The sequence below is a fragment of the Kibdelosporangium phytohabitans genome (assembly GCF_001302585.1).
Lineage (GTDB): Bacteria > Actinomycetota > Actinomycetes > Mycobacteriales > Pseudonocardiaceae > Kibdelosporangium > Kibdelosporangium phytohabitans.
The window spans coordinates 2,732,985-2,758,384 of record NZ_CP012752.1; the positions used below are offsets into that span (position 1 = coordinate 2,732,985).

Consider the following 25,400-nt stretch of genomic DNA (forward strand, 5'->3'; position numbering starts at 1 on the left):
GTGCGGTTCTTTCTGGAACACGGCGTCACCGTGCTGGGGCAATGGACCTCGATCGCTGAGCTGATCGGCCAGATCTGTGCGCTGGCGGTGGTGTTCCTCGCCAAGTACCGCACCCTGTGGACGTGGCCCGTGCAGGTCGCGGCGACCGTGCTGCTGTTCAGCGTGTACGTCTCCGCGCACCTCGGCGGCCTCGCCGCCCGGCAGGTGATCATCCTGCTGATCAGCGTCTACGGCTGGTGGGCGTGGACCCGCCGCCGTGACCCCGTGTTCGGTGTCGTCGTGCGCCGTTCGACCTTCACCGAGATCGTCGTGACCGCGAGCGCACTGGCTGTGGGGACGGTCGGCGTGGCGTTGCTGCTCCAGTCGCTGGACGCCTCGTGGGCGCCGTGGCCCGACGCCGCGATCTTCGTCGGCACCGTGGTCGCGTTCGCGTTGCAAGGCCGTGGCCTCGTCGAGTTCTGGCTGGTGTGGCTGCTGGTCGACGCGGTCGGCGTGCCGCTGCAGATCCGCTCCGGCCTGTGGTTCAGCGCGTTGGTCTACACGGTGTTCGCCGCGCTGGTGATCTGGGGCTGGTTCAGCTGGAACCGTGACGCCAAGCGCACCGCGGCGCCGAGCGCGGTCAAGAAAGCCGTCACCACCTAGTACGCGCTGATCGCGGACGGGCGGCCGTAGACGGTGTACGCCAACCGGGTCGGGTCCGCGTCGGAGGTGGTCAGGACGTTGCGCGCGTAGTGCGCGGCCGAGCCGAGTGACGCGCCGGAGGCCAGCTCGTCGTAGAAGATCTTGGCGAAGTCCAGCGCGCTGCTGCTGCGGACCGGCCACAGCGTCCCGACGAAGGCACCCGCTCCCGCCGCCATGAACTGCTGCGCCCAGCCCGTTGTCCTGGTGTAGTCCGGCGCGGTGCCCGCTGTGCGGCAGGCGTTGACGAACACCAGCGGGCTGGTGGCCGCCAGTGTCTGCGCGGTGACCGCGCTGTTGAGCAGCTTCGGCCGGAAGTCACCGTCGGACATCCGGATCTTCGAGCCGTCATCGTCCAGCGAGAAGCTGTTGTGGCAGGCGAAATGCAGCGACCCGCACGTGCCGGAGTCGATCAGGCCGAGCAGCGCGTCCACCGTCCTGACCGTCGCACCCGCGCCGAGCCGCTGCTTGATCTGCTGGATCTCGGCCTCGGCGTCGGTGGGGGAGCGGTCGGGCAGGACGTAGGTCATCGGCCGCAGCCCGATCCGGTGCGCCAGCTCCGGCCCGTACACCGACCGCACGACCGGGAACTGCTCGACCAGGAAACCGTCGTCGCATCCTTTGCGCAACGGGTGCAGCAGCTCCCACGGCAGCACGTCGTGGTCGGTCACCACGGTCAGCGACTTGATCCGGTCGCGGATCTGCCAGAACTGCTCGTGGATCTCCGGCGGGACGAGGTCACGCCATAACCCGACGCCGGTTTCCTTGACCCACCGCTTCGCGGTGGCGGCCGAACGCCGTGCCCCGCCTTCGGCCATGTGCTTGAGCATCTCGACAGTGCGGTCGACGGCCACCAGCGGATCGGCCGCAAGCGTTTTCGACCACGCGGATCCGTACGGCTGCATGTCCGACACCAGCATGAACTCGAAACGGTCGGCACGCCGCTGGACGAACAGAGCCGTCTCGCCCCTGACCGGGTGGACGGTCTCCAGGATCGCCATCGCCGGGGTCGGGTTGTCGTCGTGACCGCCCTGCCGAGTGACCTCGGTCCTGGTCTCCAGCTGGGCGAGGAACGTGCCGCCCGCCCAGGCCATGATCCGGACCCGGAACGTCCCTGGCCGGGTGGTGCGGAAGGAGAACCGGATCGGCGCCGACGGGCCGTCGCCGGGTACGTGCAGCCGCTGTTCGAGGTCGCCGGTGGGGATGAGGCCGTCCTCGGCCTGGACCGAGACGACGATGTCGGCGCCGTCGGCGTCGAGGCCGAGGTCGGGCATCCGCGCCCGGATGGACCCCCACGGCGTCCGGTCCTCCTCGGAGACCTGCACGACCAAGCTGATGTCCGCCTCCGGCGGAGCCGACCCGGGCATGCCCGCCAGCAGGTACCGCGGCCGTTCGATGCCGGTGTCGAGGTCGGCGGGCGCGGCCTTCACGTCCCGGACGACTCTCGTCCGCTCCTGCCGCAGATCCCGTGGCAGGCCGCCGATCGCGTGTGCCACCGGATCCCAGCGCACGTGCTCGGCCAAGCTGCCGCCGTCCTCGCGCCACTTCCGCAGCAATGAGCTCGCCCGGGGGGATCGCGGCGCGAGCAGCTGCAGAACCCGTTCGAGGTCGGCTTCCCGGCCGGGTTGCCCGGAGTGCAGGTCGACCAGTCCCCACAAGCTGTGCCAGTCACCCCGCGCGGCGGCGAACTCCCACCACCGCTCCGCCTCCTCGGCGTCGCCCCTGACGGCCAGCTCCTCAGCCAGGCCTCTTGCCGCCGAGGTGATCCCCCGTTCGGCGAGCGTCCGCAGCGCCTCGATGACGGTGTCGTCCCGGTCGACGTTGCGCAGGTCGTAGGCGACGACCTGCGACACGAACTCCTCGGTGTCCACCGGTCGCTTCTCGTCGAGGAAACGCGTGAACCAGCTGACGGCCGCACCCACCTGCTTGGCGTTCAGCAAACGTCGGCACAGCACCCCGTACGGGTCCGGGTGTTTCGTCTTCTCGACGCGCTCAAGCCACGTGCCGGGGGAGTCACCGAGCTCCAGCCGCCGCGCGAACTCGATCGCCACGGTCCGCGACACCACAGCGGCCCGTTCCAGCCACGCGGTGAAGTCGCCGGTGACGCCTTCGCGGCTGATGTACCGGATCGCCTCGCCGAGGATGGCGGGGTCCGCCTGTGCTGCTTTCCACCACCATTCCAGCGCCTCGTCGATCCGGCCGACGAGAGCGAGCGCCCTGGCGAGCGCGCGCATCGCGTCCGTGTCACCCCGGTCGGCCCGCGATTGAATGCGGCGCAGGTCTTTCACGCCGCAAGACAACTCGACCGGTGACACGGTTTCAAGCAATGCACCCGAATGGCGTAACAGCCCGTAACGACGTGCAGGCCGACGCCGAGATTGGACCATGAGCACCGATCCGGTCGAGCCTCATGCGGACCAGCCGGTCCCGCCACCGCCGAACGACGCGGGCGACGGGTTCGAACGCGAGTACACGCCGGAGGGCAGCGGCATGTGCCCGACGCCGCCGATGGCAGCGGAAAGCGACATGGTCATCCGCCCGAGGCGCAAATGACCCAGGAGGCGGTGACGGCTCTGCTGGCAGACGTGTCCGTGTGGGCGGGCGAGCGCACCATGGAGCACTGGACACGGGTGACCAACGACCACGCGAAGGTCACGTTCGGCATGATCGTCGTCGTGCGCGAGGTGTTCGCGCAGGCCACGGACGCACTGGTGCAGGACGAGGCCGAGGCGCTGGAGCGCGCGTTGCGGGCGAAGTTCGAGAGGCAGACCGGCGTCATCCACAACAGCTACTTCTGCGGACGTGAGCGCGGTGGCGCCGCGCTGGTGGAGACCCGCACCGGCTGGGAGTTGCACACCACGCTGAACTCGGCCGACGCGGACCTGGTGAAGTCGGAGGCCGATTGCCGCGCGGCTGTCGACCTGGCGCGCGAGATGCTGCCGGGCTCACAGGTCAGGACACTGGTCGAAGCGCTGTACTCGGCGATGACGAGGATTCTGCTGGCCGCCGACCTGCTGAAGGAGCAGGGCACGGACCGAGCGGCAGTCGTGGCGACCGCGCAGAAGGAAGTCTCACACGCCGCCGCCCGGGTGGAGGCGGCGATCCAGCGCCAGGCCCGCTTCATCTACTTCCAGGGCGCGCTGGTCGGCACGGTCCTCACGGTCTTGCTGATCATCGCCGTGGGCATCGCCAGCGCCCGGCTGTGGCCCTCCCTGCTGAACACGGCCGGGCTCGCGGGGGCCTGCGTGTTCGGTGCTTTGGGGGCCGTGGTCAGCATCTTCCAGCGAATGTCCAAGGGCACGCTGGTGCTCGACTTCAACACCTCCATCCGGCACCTGCGGATCCTCGGCGGCTTCCGCCCGCTGGTCGGCGCGGTCTTCGGCGCTGTCGCCCAGTTCGCGCTCACCGCCGGGGCGATCAACGCCACACTCGGCCTCTTCGTGCTGGCCGGGTTCGCTGCCGGTTTCAGCGAGCGCTTCGCTACCGACATGATCGAACGTGCCGGTCAGGTTATCTCGCGCCTTCCCCATTGAGGCTTTCCTGGGTCGCGCCTACGGATTTGCCTCGCCGGCGCCCAGGCCTCCGAGAGGAAGGGGACACGAAGCGGGTCTTTGCGCTGACGCGCTTCTGGCGATGGGTGAGGTCCGTATCGCCACCGCTGTGGCTCTTCGCGTGGGCGGACCCTCACCCACTACAACTCACACCGTCGCTTCGGCTGCCCGTGATGTGCTCCGGCGCCCTCGTGTTGTTGGTCCCCCCTCCCCGCAACGCGCCCAGCGCTGAAAAGGCGAGGAACCCGCACCGCGGGGGCTTGGGGGGCTCGGTCCCCCAAAAATGAAACGGCCGACCCGGCGAAGGTCGCGAAGCGACCGAGCAGGGTGACCCCGAGGTCGTGGGCGCAGCAGGGTTCGAACCTGCGACCCCCTCCTTGTAAGGGAGGCAGGCCGTGAGCGGCCCGCTATCTTGTCGTTTCCCAGGATACCGGGCAGCGCAACATGTGAAATGAGGGTGTCGCCAAACGATCATGTATCGCCCACTAGACGTAGCCGCGGCCACATCGGATAGATGCGCGCTCCGTCGGCCGTCACCGACTCGCCGTCGCCGAAGGCCTCCATCCCGAAGCCTGGGTCACCTCTGCTTGACAACTCCCGAAGCCCATCGGCAAGACCGGCGAACCACTGGTCAATAGGAAGCGTGACGTCGATGTGGATGGTCGCGGTGTCCTGGTCGACGATCACCGCTCCCGGCATGCCAGGAGTAGTGGGCACGATGTGGACGGCGCCGACACCGGTTACGGCGGCATGCAGATGGGTGAGCAGCCCCAGAAGATCCGTCATGTGGCGGACATCGCTCTGAGTTAGGTAGGACGTTATCAATCGTGCATTCGAACACTCGTTTGGATCAACTTCCGCGAACCAGGTTGCACGATGATCTACTGAGGTGAAGGATCTCGCCCCCACCTTTTTGCCGCTAAGGGCCGGTCTTGCGGTCAGGTTTCGGCTCGCGCCTGCCGATGACGGTGTACCGCTCGGGGTGCGCCTCGATCTCTTCAGCGGTGGGTGGGGCGCCGGCCGCCAGTCTGCGGCGGAGCTCTTCGAGGAGCCGCTCGTGGGGGACGCCGGTCAGGTCAACATTCTCGTACGCGAAATCTTGTGCCAGTTCGATTTCGATGTCGGCCATCTGGAACGCCATGTCCACTGTGATGCCGACCGCGCGCGCCGCGTTGGCGACGGTTTCAGGCCGAGGGGCGATGTCGAAGCGGATGCCCTTGCGGAGCTCGTAACCTCGTTCGAGGTTTCTCCACATTGTGTCGCTCATGCCTGCGCGGCGGGCCGCTTCCCTGGTTGCCATGCCCCGCTTGAGCCGTTCGGCTCGTAGCGCGTCCCCCAGCGGCCACTCCATGTGGTCACTCATACCCACATGATGACCCGCAAAGCACTGCAAAGTCTACAGGTGCGGCCCGCTTTGTGACGCTTTGCATCCAATTGGATGCAAAGCCGGGTCTCCAGTAACGAGATAGCGCCGAGCAATTCGATCTACCGCTTTGCACTGCTTTGCACTACGCTTTGCGACATGACCTTCTCCACCTTCGCGCAGCGGCTCACGGAGATGCGCGAACGCGCCGAGCTCACCGCCTCCGAGCTCGCCGCTCGATCGGGTGTGTCGCTGCCGTACCTGTCGCAGCTGGAAAGCGGGAAGCGCACGAACCCGCGAATGCCGATCCGCCGGGCACTCGCCCAGGCGCTCGGAGTGACGGCGGCCGACCTGCCCACGTCCGACACGACCACGGACGAGCAGTGACCACCACGAGCGAGAGCCCCGCACACCTGGCCGGGCAGCGGGGCTCTCGGGAGACACAACCACACCCCCACCAAGAGGTGCAGTCGATGACCACAGCCTACGACATCCCTGTCCCCGAACTGGTTCAGGCGCTCATGTCGCCGTCGATCGAGGTTTCGATCTGGCCGGTGCCGGGATTGCAGTGCGAGTACTGCGCCGAGGTCGGCGCGATCACCACGGTGCGGGTCATGGCGGTGTGCCCGCGGCGGGATGTGTTCCAGCCGATCGACGACCAGCTCGTCTGTGGCTTGTGCGCGCCGGACGTGATCGACCGCGTGATCGAGGAGCACGACCCGCGTTCCGGGCGTCTGCCGCTGGTCGAGGTGACCGACTGATGGGCCGCGTTTCGAAGTGGCTTTCCGACAAGGCGAGTGACGCCGTGTTCGGCAAGCAGGAGCGCATCAACCACGAGCTCACCACGGGCGCCGAGCAGCTGCTCAAGGACAACGCGCCCAACAACCCCCAGAACCCGAAGGACGGAAAGAAATGAGCACGCCCAGCACCGAGCTCGCGACGACAGCGCAGGCGCCGCGCAAGGCGCCGATTGCGCTCGGCGGCCGACAGAACGACTTCGACACCGCCTACCGGCTGGCGAAGAACCTCGCTGTGTCGAGCCTCATCCCGAAAGACCTGCGCGGGAAGCCGTCCGACGTGCTCGTGATCCTGATGTACGGGCAGGAACTCGGCCTCGCCCCGATGCAGGCCATGCAGGGCGTGTACGTCGTCAACGGCCGCCCGTCCCTCGCCGGGCAGACCTGGTTGGCGTTGGCACGCAAGGCCGGGCACCGCATCACCGTGCTGGAGAACGACGCCCAGCACGCCACGGTCAAGGTCACGCGCGGCGACACAGGTGAGGAGCACACCGAGACGTACACGATCGACCAGGCCAAGCGCGCCGGTTTGACGAAAAAGGACATCTGGCAGAACCACCCCGAGCGCATGCTCATGTGGCGCGCCACCGGTCGCGCGTGCACGTTCCTGTGTCCGGAGATTGCTCTCGGCTTCACCGACGCCGAACCCGGCGAGCTCGACCCGGAAGGGCCGACGCTGGCAACCGCGGTTGCCGAGCGCACCGACCGGCAACGGTCCGAACGGGACGAGGCGCTCGTCGAGCAGGTGCGCGAGGACCACCAGGCGCTCGCGCAGGACGAGGCCGCGATGCTCGCCGAGCTCGACCAGATGGACCGGCAGCACACGGGGTCGAACGACGGCGAGCCGGTCGACGCGGACCTCGTCGACGAGCCGGACGCGCTGTTCGGCCAGCCGCCCGCCGCCGAGCAGCAGCGGGAACGACTGTGAGCGCGGACGGGTGGACGTTCGAGTCCACGATCACCGACCCGAACGGCGTGCGGGTAACCGTGACCGTGAGCGTTCCTCTCGAACGCGCATGGAAAGACGTTGGCGAGTCCGCCGAGCTCGCACAAATGGCCGCGTCTCGCGCACAGGCGATGCTGCGTGATAGCCGTGAACGGGCGCCGTTCTGATGACCACGCCCGAAGTCGAGCGGACGACCGCGGACCTGTTGCTGGAGTGGGACCGTTCGCGGCCCCGCTCCCGGCAACGGGAACTCGGGTGGTCCGAGGTCGGCGGGTGCAAACGGCGAGCAGGGTACCGGCTCGCCGGGACCGAACCGTCCAATCCCGGCGGCAGCCTCCAGGCCGTCATGGGCACCGCGATACACGATGCCGTGCAACAGCGGCTCGCCGAGACCGCCGGGCCGGATGACCTCGTTGAGCACCCGGTGGTGTTCGCCGGGATCCCGGGCCACCTCGATCGGTACGAGGCCGACACCGGAGACCTGATCGACGTCAAGACCACAACGTCCCTATGGCTCAAGCACATCAAGCTGCACGGGCCGGATAAGCCGCACCTGTGGCAGACGGCCGGGTACTGCGCGGCGCTGCTACAGCAGGGCGTCAAGGTCCGGCGGATCGTCATCGACTACATCGCCCGCGACACCGGAGAGCTGTACCGGTGGACCGGTCGATTCGAGATACGGCACGTGCGGGACGCGTTGGCATGGCTCGAATCCGTACGCGGCGTCGAACCGGAGATGCTGAACCGCGACTACGCGCCCGACTCAGCGTTCTGCGGGCACTGTCCATTCCAGAAGATCTGTTGGGACGGCGCCACGCCGGACCGCAACCCGCGATCGGTGCTGTACGTCGAAGACCCGGACGCCCGCGCATGGGCGCAAAAGCTGTGGGATGCGCGCGACGAGAAAGCCGCGGCCAAGGAACGAGAGGGTGAAGCCAAGGGAGCGCTCGACGCGCTCCGCCCCAACGAGGCCGGTACGTCGTCCATTCTCGACGTGGGCCTCGACGGCCACGGACTCGTGTGGCAGGTCAGCACCTCGTACCTTCTCGACCACGAGCTCGTCGAGAAGGACTACGCCAAGGCCGACGCGAAACCGCCGCGCAAGCCGAGCACGAGCACCAAGTTGGTGTTCGTGCCCCTCCCGGGCACCGAGTCATGAGCGCGCGGTGCCCGTCGGGCAAACGCCAGTTCCGGACCGAGGAAGCCGCCGATGCCGCGCTGACCTCAATCTGGTCCCGTCCGTGGCCCGGCGGGCGCCGCCTCGAAACCCGCTACTACCAGTGCCCTGACTGCGCGCAGTGGCACCTGACATCACAACCCCTACGGCCGCAAAGGATCGCATCGTGACCGCAACGCAGGTGGGTGGGCTCGAAGTCATCGCCGACGAGCCCACCCCATCCCCGATCAAGTCCCGTGACGGCGCCGCCGTCCTGTGGACGCAGACCCGCACGCTGCTGCTCGGAGACGGCAGCACGGTCTACGGCTGCCAGCACTGCGACTACACCAGCCCGAACGTCAACGCCATCCGTCCGCACCTACAGGCGCACAACTCGCGACGCGGCAAGAAGACGACCACCGCACCGACCGGCGACCTGACCCTCGCCGAACTGGTCGCCCGCCTGGCCGAGCTGGACAAGGTCACCGCGGCACTGGACGAGTGGAGAACCCGCGCGCTGAAGGCTGAAAAGGCCCTCCGCACTCTGCGAAACCTGCTGGGAGACAGGACATGACCACCAAACAGCGGACGGCCGTGCACTTCTTTATCGAGGACGGGTTCCTCGTACGCGGCACGCTGGACCCGCACAAGGCCCTCGCCCTGGCCCTCGACGACGGCGACCCGTACCAGTTCGGCTACGCATGCGAGATGGCAGCGCGGCCGGAATACGAAACCGAGCAGCCAACTGTCGACGAGGTTCGAGACCTCGGAGACCTCATGCACACGTACCTCAGTGGCGCGAAACCCGGCTTGTACCGGATCGTCCCGGCCCCACCCGGCGACGACGAATACAGCTGGGTCATGCACCCCGTCGACGAGCGCGGCCGAGGTGTGTTCGAAGGAGTGGTGTTCTATGGCTGACCAGCTCACGTTGGCCCTCACCGACCGGCACGCCGGACAGCAGGCCAACCTCGCCGCGTCGACGACCGGGCACCGCGACCACCGGGACGTGGTCGAGCTCGCCGTCACCGTCTGCGCCCGCAACGGCCGCCCGTTCACCGCCGACGACGTGCACCGGCTCGTCGCCCGCGAACTCAGCGCACCGTACGACCACAACCTCGTCTCATCGGTCATGGGCGTGTGGGCACACGCCGGCCGGATCGTCGAGGAGCCCCTGCGCGCCACCGCGTCCCGGCAACGGTCCCGCCGAGCCTCGCGTAACAGGTGGTGGTCCGGCGTCCGAGGTGGCACCGCGGACCCACCATCACCCCGTGCCCCACACCAGTGATCCACCAGGCCGCGCCCAGGCTCCACCGGGCGCGGCCCGCTACTTCGGGAGCACACCCCATGGACCGCAACACCTACGCGAGCAACCTCGCCTCACTCGCCATGCAGATCGTCGGCGCCGTCCACTTCGGAGGACCCGCCGCCGTACAGGCCGCCATCGGCGCCGCCCGCTCCCTCACCGCACCCCGAGACATCCACACCGAAGACGCGATCATCGTCATTCTCGCCGCCATCGCGAGCCCCGACCAGACCCGTAGCGGCATCCTCACCACCGTGCGACGCCTCGACGGCGACCCGCTCGGACTCGTGCCCGGCAAACCCAGCCACTACCGCAGCAACCTGCTCGCCGTCGAGATGGCCATTCGCGGCGCTCTGCCCGCGAGCGCCCTCAACCCGCGCGAGCGCGTCGACGTCATCGAAAGCCTCCGCGCCCGCGGCTTGACCCGCGAGCAGATCGCCCACCACCTCAACAGCGAGCCGCACCACGTCGACCAGTGGGCAGGCCACCAGACACACAGGACAGCAGCATGACCAGCACCACCCAGCAGCCGACCGACGACATACGCCTGTCCTATCGAGACCTCGGGCTACTCGTCTACCTCCGCACCCTCCCCGAGGGCACACCGATCACCGCAGACGCCCTCGCCGGGCCAGCACACCGCGAAGGCCGCGACGCCGTACGGGCATCCCTGCGGGCCCTGGAGATCACCGGGTACATCACCACCCGCCGCGCCCAGGACCCGCAGACCGGCCGATGGGCCACCAGAAAACAGCTGGTCCACCCGGCGACGGCTTTCCAGGCGTCGGAAACCTGCATCGCAGAGTTTCCCCAGGTCCAGCCGAAGACTGGAAACCCGACGACGGAAAACCAGGCGTCGGGGCATACCCCCGAGGGGTACCCGCACCAAAACGCTGTAACACCGCAGGTCGAGCCGAAGACTGGAAACCCGACGACGGTTTTCCAGGCGCTAAAAGATAGTACTACCCACCTAGATCTACCTACTTACGTTCCAGCTCAGCAAGAACGCGCGCACGAGCACAACGACAACATCCCCACCGGCCCCGGCACCACAGGCCCACGATCCGGCCAGGCGCACCGGCTCGTCGGCAAAGTCATCGGCCCGGAGTTCCCCGCCGACACCCGAACCGCCCTCGCCCGCGAAGCCGCAACCCTGCTCGGCCAGTACGAACCCGCACTAATCGCCACCGCCCTGGAAACCTGGCGAACCAAAACCGGCATCGGCCCCCGCGTCCTCCCCAGCCTCGTCGCCGACCTCATCAAGACCACGAACAGCACGAACGAGCGTTCCGAACGCGTACGTTCCGGTGTCCCGGGCGCGCGTCACGAGGGCTCGACGGGCTCGAAGCGGGTCGACAAGGCGCTCGGGTTCATGGCCCAGGTCGAGCGGGTCAAGGCCGAGTTGGCGGCCGAGCAGTCGCGGAAGTTGCTGGAGGGTGGTGTTTCGGCGTGACGATCGAGGAAGCGGCGCAGCTGCTGGTCATGGCGAAGGTGCTGGACTCGCGGTTCGTCGAGCCGGATGACGACGGGTTCGTTTTGCGGCTGTGGTCGCGGGCGCTGGAGGACGTGCCGATGTCCGCGGCTGAGACGGCGCTCGGTGAGTACTACCGGTCGGCCCGGTACCGGGAGTCGCGGGACTCGATCATGCCCGCCGACATCGTCCAGTGGTACCGGGATCAGCGCCGGTACCCACCGGCCACGCGGCAGCGGCCGGAGTTCAACCCTGAGCGGATCCACGCTGGCGTGGACCGGGTGTTCGCGGCGTTGGCGGCGCGGAAGGCGATCGGTGCGGGCGAGGATCCGGACCTCGCGCAGGACATCGCCGACGGCGAGACAGCCCGTCGACGGCTCATGCACGCCGTGCGCTGCGAGTGGCCGCCGTGCCGGGCGGGCGAGGGCAAGCCGTGCACGGGCCCGCGAGGGTTGCCGTTGTCGGGTGGTCGGGTGCATGACGTACGGGAGCAGGCCGCGCTCGCCGCATCGGGATCTTCTCCGAACTAGGTATCGCGCTTTGCACTGCTTTGCACTACGCTTTGCAGTACGCTCACTTTGACGGTGACACCAAGGGAGACGACATGCAGACCACCACCAGCCGCCCGGCCAGCGGCAACAGCGCCCCGGCGGACATCGCCGCTGAGCTCTCACCCCAACACCGCGCCGCGATCTTGACCGCCCAGAGCCACCCGGAGTTCATGCTCACCGCTCACGGCAACACGTTGCGTGCGCTGGAGCGCAAAGGGCTGTGCACCGGCGTTTTCTCGTGCATCGACGGATCCGTCGCCAACTTGACCGAGCTCGGCAACGCCGTGTTCGCGAACCTGCTGGCAGAGGTCACCAAGCAGCCGGAGACGCCGCATCAGGGCGCGGACGAGCCGCTGTTCGGCCTGCGCGTCACCGATCAGGTCGACCACGACGCGGGCGCGCTGTTCGGCGTCGAGGCCGACATGCCCACCGACGAGCAGCCGGTCGAGACGCCAGCCGCGACGAGCGAGCACTTCGCGAAGTACGTGCAGGCCAGCGAGTCCCGGACCATCGGTAACTGGCTCGACGCGATCACGTCGGACATACGCAGCAACCCGGCCGAGCACGACACCGAGCGCAACCGGCAGGACGTCGCCTACGTGATGAACGTGCTGCACGGTCGCGCCCTGGCCCTCAACGAGCAGCGGGCAGAGCGAGTGCGTGCCCTGCCTGCACGGAACCGCGACCTGCCGGTGCTCACGATCCAGGAGCTGAACCGCACGTACACCGACCTGGTGGAGCGCTTGGCGGACTACTCCGGAATCCACGAGGAGAGGCTCCGGGAGCGCCTCGTGGCGGTGATGGACGAGCTGCACGGTCGCGCCCTGGCCGAGGAGAGGCGGCGCCAGACCGTCCGCAACGTCCTGGCCCGGCAGGACGACATCACGCTGAGCCGCGAGCTGGGTGCGCAGACCGACCGGCCGACGTGGCAGCGGCGCGAGATCCTCAACGCCCTGCACACGCGGGCACTGCGCGAGCAGCCGAAGCCGCGGCGCAACGCCACGATTACCGACAACGCCCGCGCCGTCGCCGACTTCATCGACACACACCACGACCTCGGCGAGGTTTGCTCGCTCGACTCGCAGGCCATGGGCGCCCCGCTCGTCAAGATGCAGCTCGGCAGCCGCAACCAGCGGCACGCCGCCGCCACGTTGCTCGCGTGGTTCTACCGGCTCGACAACGCCAACGTGACCCGCACCGTCTACAAGGGAAGCGTCCACGTCGAGGTGACCGGCAACGTGGACGGCGTGCCCGTCGCGGTCTTCACCGGCTTCGCCCCCGCCGCCGCCTCCGCCGCCCTGAAGAACCAGCCGACCGTGCACACGCTTCGCGCGATGCAGATCGCAGGCGTCCGATGACCGCGACCCTGAACAACTTCGCCGCGGCCGTCGCCCGTGTCCGCCCTCAGGTCGAGCGCATGCTCGGCCTGGCGGGCGGCGACGCCGACACCGTCCACAAGCACTTGACCGCCGGTCGCGACCGGTTGCAGGACAACGGACGCCTCGACGACGACGCACGCGACGCGTACCGCGCCATGTTCACCGCCCTGGCCGAGATCGAAGACCCGCTCTTGCTCGGCGACCCGCCCGTCCGCGACGACGACGGCACGTGCTCGTACTGCGGCGACGACTTCGCCGAGCACTGGAGCGAGCGGGAAGCCCGCTACGTCGCGGCGCGCAAGTTCCACCGCTACGACAAAGGCGACGTGCCCGGCGTCTACAGCGACGAGATCCCCGGCGGTGCCCGATGAGCACGCAGAAGATCACCGCCGCATTCTCGATCGCGGCGGGCGGGTACGGCGAGATCATCCTCGACACGACCGGCCTCTCGGCCGACGAGATCGCCGAGCAGGTGTTCGTCAACACCGTGGTGGACACGACGCTGTGCCATGAGTGTGCGCACACCCTCAGCGACCCAGAGGTCGAGGACCTGACCGGGTTCACGATCGACGGTGTCCACTACGGGAAGCGAGACGGACACTGGCAGGTGGCCCGATGAGCGCTCGGCACACCCGCCGCGACCGGCACCTCATGTGGACCGAACTCGGCGACCTCTGGGAGCAGGTGCAGGGCTACCTCGCCATGCTCGCCCTGACCTTGTTCGTCGGCGGCATCGCGACCCTGTTCGGGCTCGCGATTGGTGAAGCCGCAGGCAAAGCGCCCGCCTGGACCTTCGGCGGACTCGCCGCCGTCGGCCTGGCCGCCCTCGCCGTCTGGCGGTGGCGAGCGGCCGGCCGAACCCTCGACACCATCCTCCGCGAGGAGGAACTCGCCGCGGCGCGTGCCCGCCTCGCGCGGTCCCTCGCCCTCGTCGACGCACCCGCCGGGTACGTCGAGATCTGGGACCCGCACGTCGAATGCATCGTCTGCTCGCAGTGCGGCGCACCCGTGACCGTCGATCCCTGCCCGGTTCACGGGCCCGCCGCAACCGACCGCGCCGCGCTCGACGGCGGCATCCCGCCCGTGTCCGTGCTCGCACGACCCATCACCGCGGCCGACATCCGGAAGTGGCCGCGCTACTTCCTCGACGGCCCCGGCCGGAAGCTCGCCGAGCAGACCGACTGCCGCCACGGTTACCGCCTCACCGACTCCTGCCCGTGCTGCGACGCCGAGCAGGAACCCGCCGCCTGACAACCACCCGAGCAGGTGGTCCCGCCGAGCTTCCCCCGGCGGGACCACCACCCCACCAGGGAGACACCACCCGTGACCGACCAGCTCGACGAGATCAAAGCCCGCGCCGCAGCGGCCACCCCCGGCCCGTGGATGTGGGAAGGCAACACCGACACCCGGCACATCAGCCTGGCCACGAAGTACTGGGGCCGCTGGGTCGTGATGGGTTTTCGCCGCTGGGGCATGCAAGGCGCGCAACCCATGTTCGCGCAGGGACGCAAGCCCGGCCCGATCGAGGACCGCAAAGGCGACTGGGGACCGTTCACCAACGGTGAGCCCGGCACGCTGGCCGATGCCGAGCACCTCGCCCGGTACGAGGTGTGTCCGACCGCGACCAGCCGCAAGGACCAGCGCGTGTACCGCGCCGACCTGACCGGCATTCGCAACCCCGACGCCGAGTTCATCGCGCACAGCCGGGCGGACGTCGAGTGGCTGCTGTCCGAAGTGGAACGCCTCCGCGGCCAGCTGGACGTGTTGGGCACACAGCAGGCCGATCACGACTGTGCGGCCAACTGCACCCTCGAACATGGCGAAGACGACGACGTCTACGACGGCCCGTGGTCGCCACGAGAAACCGAGCTCGCGGTCACGGCGCGTACGAGCGCAGGGGAACCGGTCCTGTGACGATCACCGAGGAACCCGAAGTCCGCGACGTTCACGGCGACCCCGAGACCACCCACGAATACCAAGAGGACGACTGGGACCAGGAGTGGCCACCCGAGTCCACCACGGTCGGCTGGGACCTTTCGTGGGGTTGCCGCGCGAACTTCACCCGCGCCACCGACGGCGACTACACGGTCACCGTCAACACGTTCGGCGCCGACCAGCGCAACGGCATCACGAACCGCCGGTTCGACCGCGAGCAGCTCGTCGACTTCGCCCGCCAGCTGCTCGCCCTCGCCGACGAGGAGAACACCCGTGCCTGACCAGACCGTGTTGCAGCAGGCCGCCAGCGTGGCGCGCCTGCTCGGCCACACAAGGACCGCGGCTCGCTTCGCCGACGTCCTGAAGACCCATGCCGCGCAGGGCTGCCCGGTCGACGGCATCGCACCGTGCACCGTCGAGCAGTACGCCCGCGAGTACCTCGACGAGCACACCGACGGGCCGAACACCGTCGTCCTGCACATCGAACCTGACCTCTCGTCACCCGGCGAGGACCACCTCACCCGGGTCCGGCGCCGCTGGCGTGAAGCAGAGCGGGACAACGCCGCACTCGTCGAGCAGGTCGAGCAACGGGACCAGCAGATTGCCGCGTACCGCGAACTGCTCGGCTGCATCTGGCTCTACGTCAACTGGCGTTACGTGACGAAGCAACTGGAGACCGTCCAGAAAGAACTCTGGGCGGACGCCGTCGAGCAGTGGCAGCCTGACGGCTCGGACGATCCGCCACCGCCCCGCACCGTCGACCGATGGTGGCGCGACGACGCACCAGCCACGCAGCCGCTCGTGTGTGGCGCGTGCTGTTGCGCCATCCCCGTACACAAGACGTGGGGCCCCTTGGATCAGTTCACCCCGCAACAGCACGCCGAGATCCAGCAGACACTCGCCAAGCTGGGCGCCGACCTGACGGCCATCCTGGACAGCCTCAAGCCGGAGCCGACGCTCTGCGGCGCCGTGGAAGGCGCGACCGGCATCAAGTGCGACGAGCCCGAACGGCACCGCGACGACCACACCGGCACCTCGACCGCGCAGCAGAACGCGAGCGTCGGCTACCAGCTCACCGTGACATGGCCACGCCAGCCGTACGACACGTGCGCGACCGAGGCCACGCCATGACCGCCACCGTGCCGTACCTCGGTGAACTCCTCAACACCGTCACGCCGAACCGGTGGACCACACCATGTCCCGGCTGTGGTGGGTGCGAAGTCCTGCGCGTGTACGAGAACGGCATCGGCGGGAGCGGCCACACGCGACCGCTCCCGCCGATGCCCGCGCACAAGGCAGGCGGGCACCACACTCACCAGGCCCAGAGGAAGCAGGTCGCCTGATGACCGACACCAAGCGCACCGTCGTAGCGCACATCCCCCGTGGCATCAGCCTCGACCTCCTCGGCGCCGTCGGTGGCCTGCTCGACGCCGCGCTCGGCGGCGCGCTGCTCATGTCCGGCCAGCACGGTTCGGACGGTGCCGGGTCCGTGGTGCTCCGCGACGACCAGGACCAGGCCGACGCCGTCCGCCTGCTCAACGCCGCCCGGCGCCGCATCGCGCGCCGACCGCTCAAGCCCGCACCCGAGGACGAGCCCACCGACGACCCGTCAACGCTCAACCGCATCAGCGAGCACCCGGACGGCGGACTCGAGTTCGGACTCGGCGGATCGCTCGACGCCGCCCAGGAGATGGCACGCATGATGCTGGCCGCGTTCATCCCCGCGTTGCGCGACACCGACGCCGTGAACTACCTGGAATTCCCCGCGACCGACCAGGACACCGGCCAGACGTACGCGCTGATCGTCGTCAAGCCGGACGGCCTCACCCCGCACGCCGCACGCCAGCGAGCCGAACGGGAAGCCGACCGCCTGCGCGCGCTGCTAGCCGAACACGGAATCGAGGACCCGCATGCCTGACACCACCGCGGCCCCGACCGTGTACGAGATCGACGTCCCGATGATCCCGACCCGTCGGGGCGCGATGGTGCCGCCGCTCACCGCAAACATGCGCCTGCACTGGCGGGCCGAAGCGCACCGGATCCGCAACGTCCGCGAACTGGTCGCCAACACGGCCAACGACGCGGGCATCCCGCAGTGCCAGCACCTGACCGTGCAACTGCACTACCGGCCCGGCGACAACCGGCGCCGCGACGCCGACAACCTCTACCCGACGTTCAAGGCCGCGTGCGACGCACTCGCCCGCGGCCCCCGCCGGGACTGGGTCGGGCTCGAACTCGTCCCCGACGACACCCCCGAGCACATGACCAAACTCGCGCCCGTCATCCACCCCGGACCGGGCGACCGTCGACTGTGGCTCACCGTGGAGGTCACCCGATGACGACCACCGAGCCACCCCGGATCCCGCGCAACATCCCCGACTGGCACACCGACGGCCTGTGCCAGCTGTTCCCCGAACTGGACTGGATCGAGGCCCAGGGCGAGCAGGCGGTCGCGTGCCGCGCGATCTGCTCGGCGTGCCCGGTCCGGCTCGCGTGCGCGCTCGGATCGCTCGAACGCGGCGAACCCTGGGGAATCTGGGGAGGACTCGACCGGGCCGACCGCAAGACGGTCGCGGCCGAGTACGGCTACCCCGTGCCCGCGATGCTGCCCGAGCACGGCACCAACGCCCGGCGGGTCAAGCACGGGTGCACGTGCCCGGACTGCAAGCACGCGCACGCGCTGTACGAAGCCGAACGCCGCGCCAAGGCACGCGCGAAAGCACGCGCCCGCGGGCTCGGCTGGCCGCCCGCGCACATCCTCGCCGCCCCGGTCCGGATCGGCCGGCATCTCCTCGCACCCGGGCAGTACCTGCTACCCCTGCCGGACCTGCCCGAGCACCGCCGCGCCGCGCCGGTCGACCAGCCGCTCGCGGCATGACCTGGAGGACACGTGAAGCGCCGATCGATCAACGCCGACGAGCAGGACGTGCACAGCCGGTGGCGCCGGTACCTCACGTCGTTCCGGCGGGCGGGCGCGGCCAGCAAGGTCAAGCGCCGCATCCGCCGCCGAGAACGCCGCGAGGGCAAGCATGGGACGCGTCGCGCACAGCAGGAAGGGTGACCGCTGCTACGGGACGCGGGCGGCGATTTGCAGCGCAGCGGCCACGGTCTCCGACAACGTCCGCTTGACCGCCGCGCCCCGGATGTTCGCCAGGTGTTCGAGGTACCGGTTGCGCTCGGGATTCGGACAGTCCAGCGGCAGGCCCGCCACGACCGTGTCAGGGCGCGTGCTCACGTCCACACCGAACTCGACGTTTGTCGTGAACCCGGGCGCGCTCGACAGGTCGCGCGGAATCCAGAACATGACCACGGTCGCCCGGTACCTGGCGCGCGTCTCCCACTCGAACTGATCGCGATAGTGCCGCGCGCGACGGCCGCCGCGCGACTCCGGGGACAACACCGCCAGCTCGCCGTAGTAGAACTCCATCCCGGTCAACTGCCGATCGATCTCGGCTAACGCGTCGTCTCGCCACCTGACCGCGCCCGACGACGGACCGGCCAGGAACACCGACCGCATGCCGGGGATGGGTTCCCGTGCCATCACGAGCTCATACTCAGCCACACGCCACCGCCCGTGCAGCCCGGTCCTGTTGCTGACGTGTCCACGGCAGCGGCAAGCCGTCACTCTCGGATCTCGGCACGACGTGCACATGCAGGTGGTAGACCGTCTGGCTGCTGTGGACACCGCGGCTGGTGATCAGGTTGCCGTCGGTGTGCTCGGCCAGCAGCTCCGCGGCACGGGCCATCACGGCACCGGTCACGATCGGGTCCTCGGCCGCGTCCGCCACATGCACGCGCGGGATCACCAGAGCGTGAGCCGCGTGCACGCCACCGCGCCGTGGCCGGATAGCCAGGGCGTCCGGCCACTCCCGCATGATCACAGCGGGAGCGTGTCCTTGCGCGATCGAGCAGAACGGACAGTGGGGTATGGAATCTGTTGGCACGCATGAATTATCGGGTCGTACGGCCTCGTAATTACAGGTGTTTCCCGTGTCCTCTTTGCTGCTGGGTGTTCCACTCTCGCCACTGCCGCATGACCTCCTCGTGTGGTGGCGGCAGTAGGTAGGTCGTGTCGTTGGGGAGCCCTTCGGCGCGGCACCGGTCGCAGCAGATCCAGACGAACGGCGTCGACCAGCCTTTGGTGACCTTGCCAGGTTCGTGCGGGTGCCCGTTCTTGCACGTCTCGGGGTAGACCTCGGTGACCCGCGTGCCCGGTCCGAACCGGTACCGCAGGGGACCATCCGCCTGATGCTTCGAACGCACGTTCGACACCGTAGCCGGTGACAGTCCTACCTGACCATCACCCGCGTGAGGTCGTCCAGGCTGCCCGACGAGAAGCGCGCGGAGATCGCCGAGGACATCCGGCGCACCGCGGGCACGCCCGACGGGTCATACCGCAAGATCGCCGCGAGGCACAGCGTCGGTGTCGCGACCGTGCAGACCGTTGCTAAGGAGAACGGCCTGGCGGACGCGTGGAAGGACGGTCACGAGCAGACCCGGGCCGCCACCGAGGTCAAGACCGCGAACGCCGCCGCTCGGCGCGCACAGCTGCAGGTCGACCTGCTCGGCGACGCGCAGGAGTTGCGCGAGCGCATGTTCGGCAACGTCCGGCACCTGCACGTCGTGAAGGTCGCCGGGGAGTTCGCGGGCGAGTCGGTCGAGCACACCGTCGTCCCGACCGGGCCGCGCGAGTGGCGCGACATCATGAGCGCGATTGGCGTCGCCTCGTCCAAGTCGGTCGAGCTCGCCCGGCTCGAAGCCGAACAGGCCGGCGCGGGCCAGGCGTCCGGGCTGCTGGAGCAGTTCGAGCGGTCGCTCCGCTCTGCACGCGTCGCCCGGGAGCAGGCCATCGACGAGGCCCCGTGACCAGCGACGGCGCGCTGTCAGTCAAGCAGCAAAACAGCATCCTCGACGCCGAAGCCTCCATCAACGTCTGGGAAGGCAGCATCCGGTCCGGCAAGACCGTGGCGTCCATCGTGCGCTGGCTGATGTATGTGCGCACCGCCCCGGCCGGGCCGCTCGCGATCATCGGCAAGACCCGCGACACCGTCGCCCGCAACGTGCTGGACGTCATCGCCGACCTGGCACCCGGCGCCATCGCCTTCAACCGCGGCGCGCCAACGTGCCGGATCCTGGGCCGCCTCGTGCACGTCGTCGGCGCGAACGACGCCAAGTCCGAAGGCAAGATCCGTGGTCTCACGCTCGCGGGCGCCTACGTCGACGAGATCACGCTGTTGCCGGAAGCGTTCTGGAACCAGCTCCTTGCCCGCTTGTCCGTGCCGGGCGCCAAGCTGTTCGGTACGACGAACCCGGACAGCCCGGCGCACTGGTTCAAGAAGAACTTTCTCGCCAAGGAGCACACCGAGCCGGATCTCGGTCTCAAGTCGTGGCACTTCGTGCTCGACGACAACCCCGGCATCCCGGAGGAGAAGAAGCGCCAGTACAAGGCCCAATACGTCGGGCTCTGGTTCAAGCGCTTCATTTTGGGCCAGTGGGTGGCGGCCGAGGGCGCGATTTACGACCTGCTCGACGACACCGTCCACTGCCGACCAGCACCGAGCAAAGACCGGTGGCTGGCCGTGTGGATCGCGCTGGACTACGGCACGAGCAACCCCACGCACGCCGGGCTGATCGTGCTCGCGACCGACGACGCCGGCACGCCGGGCCTGTACGTGGTGTCCGAATGGGAGCACGACGGCCGGGCGAAAGGCCAGCTCACGGACGCCGCGATCAGCAAGCGCCTAGCCGAGTGGGCACAGCAAGAGCTGGCCGACGTCGGTCTCGAACCGGTCGTGGCGCTCGACCCGTCGGCCGCGTCACTTCGAACCCAGATGCGCGCCGACGGCTGGCCGGGCCTGCGCTCGGCAGACAACCGGGTCGAGACGGGCATCCGCAACACCGCGTCACTGTTCGGTGGGCGCCGCCTGTACGTCGATGCCGAGCAATGCCCGGTCCTCTGGGAACAGCTCTGCGGCTACGTGTGGGACGACGAAGCACTCGCGAAGGGCGAGGAGAAGCCGAAGAAGGAGAATGACCACGGGTGCGACATGCTGCGCTACGGCGTGCAGGCCGCCCGCGGGGTGTGGCGCGCGTGGCTACCCGAGCTCGCCGCCGCCGACGGCGGGCTTGCCGACGCGGCGTGACTGCGTCCGGATCGCCACGGATCCCACCAGAGCAAGCAGGCCCATGCCACCCAGCAACCAGCCCCACGCCTGCCGTGTGCTGAACGCGTCCACGCAAGCGGTTTCCTGCTCCGGACTCCACTTCATCGGATCGGCCGGCCGATCCGGAGCAAGTACCGTTCCGCACTCCCACGTTTGCGCCCGCTCGACACCGGAGTAGGGGTTCTCGACCTCGGCGGTTGCCGACACGCCGAACACGGCGAGCAGCAGCAGACCGACAACGACAAGTGCACCGCCAGCAGCGGCGACGAACGCACGAGGCGACATGGGTAAACCCCCGGGGAAGGTAGTTGGTGCCCAGCATCGGGGTATCTGTGTGGATCACCAACGCGTTACGCGTGACACCAGGGGTGGACTGTCGCGCGTGTGCTGATCGCCGAGAACTCCTTCTGGCCGCCGCTTGGTCACGACCGCATGCGCCACCGCTGGCAGTCGTGGGCCGCCTGGTGGTCCGGCGACCTCGACGAGCTCCGCACCCGCACCCCATGCACGGCGCCCGGCGGGTACTGGGCGCGCCGCGCCGCGAAACCTGGCGACCGCGAGATGCATCTCCCGCTCGCAGCGGACATCGCGCGCACGAGCGCCGAGCTCGTGTGTGGCGACACGCCAGTGATCGAGTTCGAGGACGACACCGCGACGCAGAAGGCGTGGGACGACCTCGCCCAAACCATCGGGTGGGCCAACACACTGCTCGAAGCTGGCGAGATATCGGCGGCGCTGGGCGGGGTCTACCTCCGGCCTGTGTGGGACAAGAACACTGCTGGACATCCTTTGCTGACTACCGTGCGGGCCGACGAGGCGTTGCCGGAGTTCCGATACGGCGTGTTGCACTCCGTGACCTTTGTGGACGAGCTGCCCGCGCCGGATCATTGGAAGCGCCGCAAGGACGCGGAAGCCTGGCGGCATTTGGAACACCACGAGCGGGGGCAGATCCGACACGAACTGTGGCTCGGCACGACCAGCAACACCGGGCAGCTTCTGCCGCTGACCGAGCACCCGGCCACAGAGCACCTCGAACCGGTCATCGACACGACCAGCGTTCGGCCGGACGGCGGGCTGCTCGTCGACTACGTCCCGAATGACCTGCCGCAACCGCTCGACCGTCTGCCGCTCGGCCGCTCTGACCTCCAGGGCCTCGAAACGATGCTTGACGCGCTGGATGAGGCGTGGGATTCGTGGATGCGGGACATCGAGCTCGGCAAGGCCAGGGTTCTGCTGTCCAAGGAGATGCTCGACCCCGTCTCACAGGCCAGCAGCAGCGGAGGCAAATGGGGCTTCGGGCGTCGCCAGAACACAACCCCGGCGAAGGCATTCGACACCGACGCCAAGGTGTTCGTACCACTCGACATCCCGGCCGAGGACGCCGGCAAGCCCGCGCCGATCACGTTGGTGCAGTTCCTCATCCGTGTCAAGGAGCACTACGAGACGTGCATGGCGCTGGCCGAGCAGATCACCAGCCGCGCCGGGTACTCGCCGCAAACCATGGGCATGCACGTGGACGGACAGCTGTCCGGCACCGCGATGCGCAGGCGTGATCACCGGTCTTACCGGACGCGCGACCGCAAGCGCCGCTACGTCCGGCCAGCAGCGGAGCGCGTGCCGGAAACGCTGATGCTGATCGGCGCGGCCGTGTTCGGCGGCCCCAAACCGAAGGCCCGCCCCACGTTGACGTGGCGCGAGACCGACCAAGCCGACCCGATGGAAACCGCGAACGTGATCAACACCCTCCGACAGGCTCGTGCACTGTCGACGGAAATCGCGGTCCAGATGGCGCACCCCGAGTGGGACAAGACCCAGGTCGGTGACGAGGTTAAGCGGCTGGCCAAGGAGGACGCCGCGCTGACCGCGCCGCCGCCGACCGGGCACGAACCCCCGGTGTGGGCCAAGCCGATCCAGAACCAGCCACCCCAGCCTGAGCCTGAGCCTGAGCCGGAGGACGACGACCAATGACCGCACCGAAAACGCCGACGCTCGCCGAACTGGGCAAGATCCTCGGTGACCTTGTCCCCACGCTGCAGTGGGTGGAAGGCGTGCAGAACGTCACCGCGAAAGCGGTCGAGCAGGAGACCAACGCGGTGCTCGGTAAGCAGACGCTGAACGAAGCGCAAGCGCGCGCGGTCGCGTGGCGGGTGCTCTCAGATCTCGGCACGTTCGTGCGGGACGTCGAGCCCGGCACACCGGAACCGGGCGCCGATGCGGCGCCCGAGACGTTCGACGACTGATGGCACGTGGTGTCGACCCGACCGCCGCAGCCGACGTCCTCAAGCAACTACTCGACACCTGGGACGCCGCCGCAGAGCGGATGCTCGCCACGGTAGCTCGCCGCTTGGCGCAGGGGATCGAGCAAGACGGCTGGGCGGAAGTCAAGGCGCGGCAAGTCCTGTCAGTGCGGGATGAACTGCGCGCGATCCTGGCCCGGCTCGACGTCACCGTGCCGGAGTTGGCCGCGCGCGCGCTGGACGAGGCGTACACGCTCGGCCGGCAAGTAGTCGCGTCGCGGGACCTCCCGGTCGCGCTCGGCACCCGGCCCGGCCTGGTACAGCAGCTGCTCGAATGGCTTGTCTCTCAGCTCGGCGGTACACACCTCCCGGTCCTGCGCCGCCAGGTGGACCTGTACCAGCTCGCCGTGGCGCAGACAGAAGCGCTGATGGCCACGGGCACGATCACCCGCCGCGAGGCGATTGCGCAGACCGTCGACCGGTTGCTAGCGGCCGGACACGACCGGTTCGAAGACCGTGCCGGGCGCCGCTGGCACCTCGACACGTACGCGCGCATGGCAGGCCGGACCGCGGCACAGCAGGCCGCCGTCGAGGGTGGGCTCGCCGAGCTGACCGTCGAGGGCGTCGACGTGGTGCTGATCTCGGACTCGCCGCGTGAGTGCTCGCTCTGCCGCCCGTGGGAGCGGGAGGTGCTTTCCATCACGGGCCGATCTGTCGGCACCGACGTGGACGGCCGCCGGGTCACCGCCACCATCGCGGACGCGCGTGCCGCCGGGTTGTGGCATCCGAACTGCACTCACCGTGCCGACCCGGTGGTGATCGGGCTGACCGACGTGCACCGGCCGGCCGAGCAGAACCCGGAGGGGTACGAGGACCAGCAGCAGTTGCGGGCGCTCGAACGGCGGTCGCGAGAGCTCAAGCGGCGCCTAGCCGCCGCGCAGCAGTTCGGCGACACGGACACGGCGCGCAAGCTCCGGGCACGGCTCAAGGCGAACTCGGCCGCCATCAACCAGCACACCGCAGCGACCGGGCAACTGCGCCGCGGTGACCGCGAGCGGCCCGTTGACGGCACGGCACCGCGACGCGCGACGACCACACCGACACCACGACGCACGGCGGCACCGCCTGCACCGGCCCGGCCGGCGCCGACCGTCGGCCTGCCCGCGGGCGCGGAGCAGCAGCTCGCGCGCGAGCACGCCGAGAACAGTCTCCCGCCGCTGCGCAAGGCCACCGCCGAGGAACTCGACGCCAGGCTCACCAGGGCCACCGAGCACGAGGATTACGACCGCCTCGACGCGATCGTCGCCGAGATGGAACGGCGCGAAGCCGCCGCCGCACGCAAGGCCGAGCGCGACGAGCAGCGTTGGGCGCAGCTGGACGTGCTGATCAACGGCGGAGCGTCCGAAGAGGAAGCCATCGCCGAGGTGTTCGGCCGGTCCGTCGAGCGGCAACGACGCGACCGTGCGATTGCCGACCTGCGGTCACAGGGCTACACCGGGGCCGGGCTCGACGAGTTGGCGCGCCACGCGTTCCGGGACGAGGTGTACCGCCGATACATCGCCGCCGAAGACGCGACCCGCGGGCAGCTGCTCACTCCAGCAGCCCGCGCCGCCGGAGTCGACCCGCACAGTCTGTTCGTCGGCCCTGCCGACCGGGCACGCAAGCACGCATCGGACGAGCTGAAAGAGTGGTGGGACACGAACGGCCGGATCACGTACGATCAGTATCGCGCCGACTTGCTCGGCGACACAACGGGATCGCTGCGTGCGAGGTTCCGCACGGGCGGAGAGGATTGGCTGCGATGACACCGGCAGCGGAGATGCGCGCGGCGCTGCACGCTGGCCGAGCCGCAGCCGAGAACCGGCA

39 protein-coding genes are annotated in these 25,400 nt (G+C 69.0%); 32 read left to right on the plus strand and 7 right to left on the minus strand.

Translation table 11 applies throughout. From position 1 onward, the window contains the following. Positions 1 to 642, plus strand: a complete 642-nt coding sequence (locus tag AOZ06_RS12545) for a nicotinamide mononucleotide transporter family protein (protein ID WP_054289590.1) — start codon at positions 1 to 3, stop codon at positions 640 to 642. Here AOZ06_RS12545 and AOZ06_RS12550 read toward each other — a convergent pair. Then, positions 639 to 2,966, minus strand: coding sequence for a CHAT domain-containing protein (locus tag AOZ06_RS12550; RefSeq protein ID WP_054289591.1), 2,328 nt, complete (start codon positions 2,964 to 2,966; stop codon positions 639 to 641). The genes AOZ06_RS12545 and AOZ06_RS12550 overlap by 4 nt on opposite strands. A gap of 97 nt (positions 2,967 to 3,063) precedes the next feature. Between AOZ06_RS12550 and AOZ06_RS56160 the strand changes: the two genes are divergently transcribed. Beyond that, positions 3,064 to 3,231 (plus strand): hypothetical protein, encoded by a 168-nt coding sequence (locus tag AOZ06_RS56160; RefSeq protein WP_157232989.1) that lies wholly within the window; start codon positions 3,064 to 3,066, stop codon positions 3,229 to 3,231. 11 nt (positions 3,232 to 3,242) lie between these two features. After that, positions 3,243 to 4,211 carry a hypothetical protein gene (locus AOZ06_RS12555; RefSeq protein WP_169798908.1) on the plus strand — a complete coding sequence of 323 codons (969 nt, stop codon included), beginning with the start codon at positions 3,243 to 3,245 and terminating at the stop codon, positions 4,209 to 4,211. Between the two features lie 489 nt (positions 4,212 to 4,700). On the opposite strand, the gene AOZ06_RS12565 is transcribed toward AOZ06_RS12555, so the two are convergent. Both AOZ06_RS12565 and AOZ06_RS12570 read right to left on the minus strand, forming a co-directional pair. Next, positions 4,701 to 5,015: a hypothetical protein gene (locus tag AOZ06_RS12565; RefSeq protein ID WP_054289593.1), complete on the minus strand. Its 315-nt coding sequence runs from the start codon at positions 5,013 to 5,015 to the stop codon at positions 4,701 to 4,703. A 133-nt stretch (positions 5,016 to 5,148) separates the two neighbouring features. Next, positions 5,149 to 5,592 carry a helix-turn-helix domain-containing protein gene (locus tag AOZ06_RS12570; protein WP_083471650.1) on the minus strand — a complete coding sequence of 148 codons (444 nt, stop codon included), beginning with the start codon at positions 5,590 to 5,592 and terminating at the stop codon, positions 5,149 to 5,151. A gap of 159 nt (positions 5,593 to 5,751) precedes the next feature. Between AOZ06_RS12570 and AOZ06_RS53770 the strand changes: the two genes are divergently transcribed. From AOZ06_RS53770 to AOZ06_RS57710, 24 genes are all read left to right on the plus strand, one after another. Then, positions 5,752 to 5,979, plus strand: coding sequence for a helix-turn-helix domain-containing protein (locus tag AOZ06_RS53770; RefSeq protein WP_169798909.1), 228 nt, complete (start codon positions 5,752 to 5,754; stop codon positions 5,977 to 5,979). Positions 5,980 to 6,065: 86 nt separating this feature from the next. Continuing rightward, the gene (locus tag AOZ06_RS12580) at positions 6,066 to 6,353 is read left to right on the plus strand and encodes a hypothetical protein (RefSeq protein WP_157232990.1); all 288 of its coding nucleotides are present in this window, start codon (positions 6,066 to 6,068) and stop codon (positions 6,351 to 6,353) included. After that, complete coding sequence (locus AOZ06_RS56165) at positions 6,353 to 6,508, plus strand: hypothetical protein (RefSeq protein ID WP_157232991.1); 156 nt, start codon at positions 6,353 to 6,355, stop codon at positions 6,506 to 6,508. The genes AOZ06_RS12580 and AOZ06_RS56165 overlap by 1 nt, the downstream gene beginning before the upstream one ends. Further along, positions 6,505 to 7,317, plus strand: coding sequence for a recombinase family protein (locus AOZ06_RS12585; protein ID WP_054289597.1), 813 nt, complete (start codon positions 6,505 to 6,507; stop codon positions 7,315 to 7,317). The genes AOZ06_RS56165 and AOZ06_RS12585 overlap by 4 nt, the downstream gene beginning before the upstream one ends. Beyond that, positions 7,314 to 7,502: a hypothetical protein gene (locus AOZ06_RS12590; RefSeq protein WP_054289598.1), complete on the plus strand. Its 189-nt coding sequence runs from the start codon at positions 7,314 to 7,316 to the stop codon at positions 7,500 to 7,502. The genes AOZ06_RS12585 and AOZ06_RS12590 overlap by 4 nt, the downstream gene beginning before the upstream one ends. Beyond that, positions 7,502 to 8,494: a CRISPR-associated protein Cas4 gene (locus AOZ06_RS12595; protein WP_054289599.1), complete on the plus strand. Its 993-nt coding sequence runs from the start codon at positions 7,502 to 7,504 to the stop codon at positions 8,492 to 8,494. Before AOZ06_RS12590 ends, AOZ06_RS12595 begins: the two co-directional genes overlap by 1 nt. Before the next feature lie 184 nt (positions 8,495 to 8,678). Beyond that, positions 8,679 to 9,065 (plus strand): hypothetical protein, encoded by a 387-nt coding sequence (locus tag AOZ06_RS12600; RefSeq protein ID WP_225954840.1) that lies wholly within the window; start codon positions 8,679 to 8,681, stop codon positions 9,063 to 9,065. Continuing rightward, complete coding sequence (locus tag AOZ06_RS12605) at positions 9,062 to 9,412, plus strand: hypothetical protein (RefSeq protein ID WP_054289600.1); 351 nt, start codon at positions 9,062 to 9,064, stop codon at positions 9,410 to 9,412. The genes AOZ06_RS12600 and AOZ06_RS12605 overlap by 4 nt, the downstream gene beginning before the upstream one ends. Next, positions 9,405 to 9,779, plus strand: a complete 375-nt coding sequence (locus AOZ06_RS12610) for a hypothetical protein (RefSeq protein WP_054289601.1) — start codon at positions 9,405 to 9,407, stop codon at positions 9,777 to 9,779. The genes AOZ06_RS12605 and AOZ06_RS12610 overlap by 8 nt, the downstream gene beginning before the upstream one ends. A gap of 59 nt (positions 9,780 to 9,838) precedes the next feature. Further along, positions 9,839 to 10,309 carry a hypothetical protein gene (locus AOZ06_RS12615; protein WP_054289602.1) on the plus strand — a complete coding sequence of 157 codons (471 nt, stop codon included), beginning with the start codon at positions 9,839 to 9,841 and terminating at the stop codon, positions 10,307 to 10,309. Continuing rightward, complete coding sequence (locus AOZ06_RS12620) at positions 10,306 to 11,250, plus strand: hypothetical protein (RefSeq protein ID WP_054289603.1); 945 nt, start codon at positions 10,306 to 10,308, stop codon at positions 11,248 to 11,250. The genes AOZ06_RS12615 and AOZ06_RS12620 overlap by 4 nt, the downstream gene beginning before the upstream one ends. Then, positions 11,247 to 11,798, plus strand: coding sequence for a hypothetical protein (locus tag AOZ06_RS12625; RefSeq protein ID WP_054289604.1), 552 nt, complete (start codon positions 11,247 to 11,249; stop codon positions 11,796 to 11,798). Before AOZ06_RS12620 ends, AOZ06_RS12625 begins: the two co-directional genes overlap by 4 nt. Before the next feature lie 74 nt (positions 11,799 to 11,872). Beyond that, positions 11,873 to 13,177, plus strand: a complete 1,305-nt coding sequence (locus AOZ06_RS12630) for a hypothetical protein (RefSeq protein ID WP_054289605.1) — start codon at positions 11,873 to 11,875, stop codon at positions 13,175 to 13,177. Continuing rightward, positions 13,174 to 13,569 carry a hypothetical protein gene (locus AOZ06_RS12635; protein ID WP_054289606.1) on the plus strand — a complete coding sequence of 132 codons (396 nt, stop codon included), beginning with the start codon at positions 13,174 to 13,176 and terminating at the stop codon, positions 13,567 to 13,569. Before AOZ06_RS12630 ends, AOZ06_RS12635 begins: the two co-directional genes overlap by 4 nt. Continuing rightward, a complete protein-coding gene (locus AOZ06_RS12640) occupies positions 13,566 to 13,817 on the plus strand; it encodes a hypothetical protein (protein WP_054289607.1) in 252 nt (83 codons plus the stop codon). The genes AOZ06_RS12635 and AOZ06_RS12640 overlap by 4 nt, the downstream gene beginning before the upstream one ends. Then, on the plus strand, positions 13,814 to 14,449 hold the full coding sequence (locus tag AOZ06_RS12645) for a hypothetical protein (protein WP_054289608.1): 636 nt from the start codon (positions 13,814 to 13,816) through the stop codon (positions 14,447 to 14,449). The genes AOZ06_RS12640 and AOZ06_RS12645 overlap by 4 nt, the downstream gene beginning before the upstream one ends. Before the next feature lie 72 nt (positions 14,450 to 14,521). Beyond that, complete coding sequence (locus AOZ06_RS12650; protein WP_054289609.1) at positions 14,522 to 15,112, plus strand: hypothetical protein; 591 nt, start codon at positions 14,522 to 14,524, stop codon at positions 15,110 to 15,112. Beyond that, positions 15,109 to 15,414 (plus strand): hypothetical protein, encoded by a 306-nt coding sequence (locus AOZ06_RS12655; RefSeq protein WP_054289610.1) that lies wholly within the window; start codon positions 15,109 to 15,111, stop codon positions 15,412 to 15,414. Before AOZ06_RS12650 ends, AOZ06_RS12655 begins: the two co-directional genes overlap by 4 nt. Beyond that, a complete protein-coding gene (locus tag AOZ06_RS12660) occupies positions 15,407 to 16,264 on the plus strand; it encodes a hypothetical protein (RefSeq protein WP_054289611.1) in 858 nt (285 codons plus the stop codon). Before AOZ06_RS12655 ends, AOZ06_RS12660 begins: the two co-directional genes overlap by 8 nt. Further along, the gene (locus AOZ06_RS12665) at positions 16,261 to 16,476 is read left to right on the plus strand and encodes a hypothetical protein (protein ID WP_157232992.1); all 216 of its coding nucleotides are present in this window, start codon (positions 16,261 to 16,263) and stop codon (positions 16,474 to 16,476) included. The genes AOZ06_RS12660 and AOZ06_RS12665 overlap by 4 nt, the downstream gene beginning before the upstream one ends. Next, positions 16,476 to 17,051 carry a hypothetical protein gene (locus tag AOZ06_RS12670; protein WP_054289613.1) on the plus strand — a complete coding sequence of 192 codons (576 nt, stop codon included), beginning with the start codon at positions 16,476 to 16,478 and terminating at the stop codon, positions 17,049 to 17,051. The genes AOZ06_RS12665 and AOZ06_RS12670 overlap by 1 nt, the downstream gene beginning before the upstream one ends. After that, entirely contained in the window at positions 17,044 to 17,472 is a 429-nt protein-coding gene (locus AOZ06_RS12675; RefSeq protein WP_054289614.1) for a RusA family crossover junction endodeoxyribonuclease, read from the plus strand. The genes AOZ06_RS12670 and AOZ06_RS12675 overlap by 8 nt, the downstream gene beginning before the upstream one ends. Next, complete coding sequence (locus AOZ06_RS56170; protein WP_054289615.1) at positions 17,469 to 18,011, plus strand: WhiB family transcriptional regulator; 543 nt, start codon at positions 17,469 to 17,471, stop codon at positions 18,009 to 18,011. Before AOZ06_RS12675 ends, AOZ06_RS56170 begins: the two co-directional genes overlap by 4 nt. A 12-nt stretch (positions 18,012 to 18,023) precedes the next feature. Beyond that, complete coding sequence (locus AOZ06_RS57710) at positions 18,024 to 18,194, plus strand: hypothetical protein (protein ID WP_169798910.1); 171 nt, start codon at positions 18,024 to 18,026, stop codon at positions 18,192 to 18,194. A gap of 6 nt (positions 18,195 to 18,200) precedes the next feature. On the opposite strand, the gene AOZ06_RS12685 is transcribed toward AOZ06_RS57710, so the two are convergent. Genes AOZ06_RS12685 through AOZ06_RS58835 form a run of 3 tightly spaced genes read right to left on the minus strand, consistent with a single transcriptional unit; the run spans position 18,201 to position 19,396 of the window. Further along, complete coding sequence (locus AOZ06_RS12685) at positions 18,201 to 18,695, minus strand: nucleoside 2-deoxyribosyltransferase domain-containing protein (RefSeq protein WP_236952196.1); 495 nt, start codon at positions 18,693 to 18,695, stop codon at positions 18,201 to 18,203. After that, on the minus strand, positions 18,688 to 19,077 hold the full coding sequence (locus tag AOZ06_RS58830) for an HIT family protein (protein WP_257721469.1): 390 nt from the start codon (positions 19,075 to 19,077) through the stop codon (positions 18,688 to 18,690). The genes AOZ06_RS12685 and AOZ06_RS58830 overlap by 8 nt, the downstream gene beginning before the upstream one ends. Before the next feature lie 31 nt (positions 19,078 to 19,108). Then, positions 19,109 to 19,396 carry a hypothetical protein gene (locus AOZ06_RS58835; RefSeq protein ID WP_218921980.1) on the minus strand — a complete coding sequence of 96 codons (288 nt, stop codon included), beginning with the start codon at positions 19,394 to 19,396 and terminating at the stop codon, positions 19,109 to 19,111. Between the two features lie 45 nt (positions 19,397 to 19,441). Between AOZ06_RS58835 and AOZ06_RS12700 the strand changes: the two genes are divergently transcribed. Then, positions 19,442 to 19,999 carry a hypothetical protein gene (locus AOZ06_RS12700; RefSeq protein WP_054289617.1) on the plus strand — a complete coding sequence of 186 codons (558 nt, stop codon included), beginning with the start codon at positions 19,442 to 19,444 and terminating at the stop codon, positions 19,997 to 19,999. Next, positions 19,996 to 21,276, plus strand: a complete 1,281-nt coding sequence (locus tag AOZ06_RS12705) for a PBSX family phage terminase large subunit (RefSeq protein WP_054289618.1) — start codon at positions 19,996 to 19,998, stop codon at positions 21,274 to 21,276. Before AOZ06_RS12700 ends, AOZ06_RS12705 begins: the two co-directional genes overlap by 4 nt. Here AOZ06_RS12705 and AOZ06_RS12710 read toward each other — a convergent pair. Next, positions 21,229 to 21,582 carry a hypothetical protein gene (locus AOZ06_RS12710; RefSeq protein ID WP_054289619.1) on the minus strand — a complete coding sequence of 118 codons (354 nt, stop codon included), beginning with the start codon at positions 21,580 to 21,582 and terminating at the stop codon, positions 21,229 to 21,231. The two genes, AOZ06_RS12705 and AOZ06_RS12710, sit on opposite strands and share 48 nt — an antisense overlap. Before the next feature lie 99 nt (positions 21,583 to 21,681). Here AOZ06_RS12710 and AOZ06_RS12715 point away from each other — a divergent pair, with 99 nt between their 5' ends. The 3 genes from AOZ06_RS12715 to AOZ06_RS58840 are packed head-to-tail and all read left to right on the plus strand — an operon-like array spanning position 21,682 to position 25,339. Then, complete coding sequence (locus tag AOZ06_RS12715) at positions 21,682 to 23,265, plus strand: phage portal protein (RefSeq protein ID WP_054289620.1); 1,584 nt, start codon at positions 21,682 to 21,684, stop codon at positions 23,263 to 23,265. After that, on the plus strand, positions 23,262 to 23,537 hold the full coding sequence (locus AOZ06_RS12720) for a hypothetical protein (RefSeq protein ID WP_054289621.1): 276 nt from the start codon (positions 23,262 to 23,264) through the stop codon (positions 23,535 to 23,537). Before AOZ06_RS12715 ends, AOZ06_RS12720 begins: the two co-directional genes overlap by 4 nt. After that, on the plus strand, positions 23,537 to 25,339 hold the full coding sequence (locus AOZ06_RS58840; protein ID WP_063810027.1) for a phage minor capsid protein: 1,803 nt from the start codon (positions 23,537 to 23,539) through the stop codon (positions 25,337 to 25,339). The genes AOZ06_RS12720 and AOZ06_RS58840 overlap by 1 nt, the downstream gene beginning before the upstream one ends. Positions 25,340 to 25,400 lie beyond the last annotated feature (61 nt).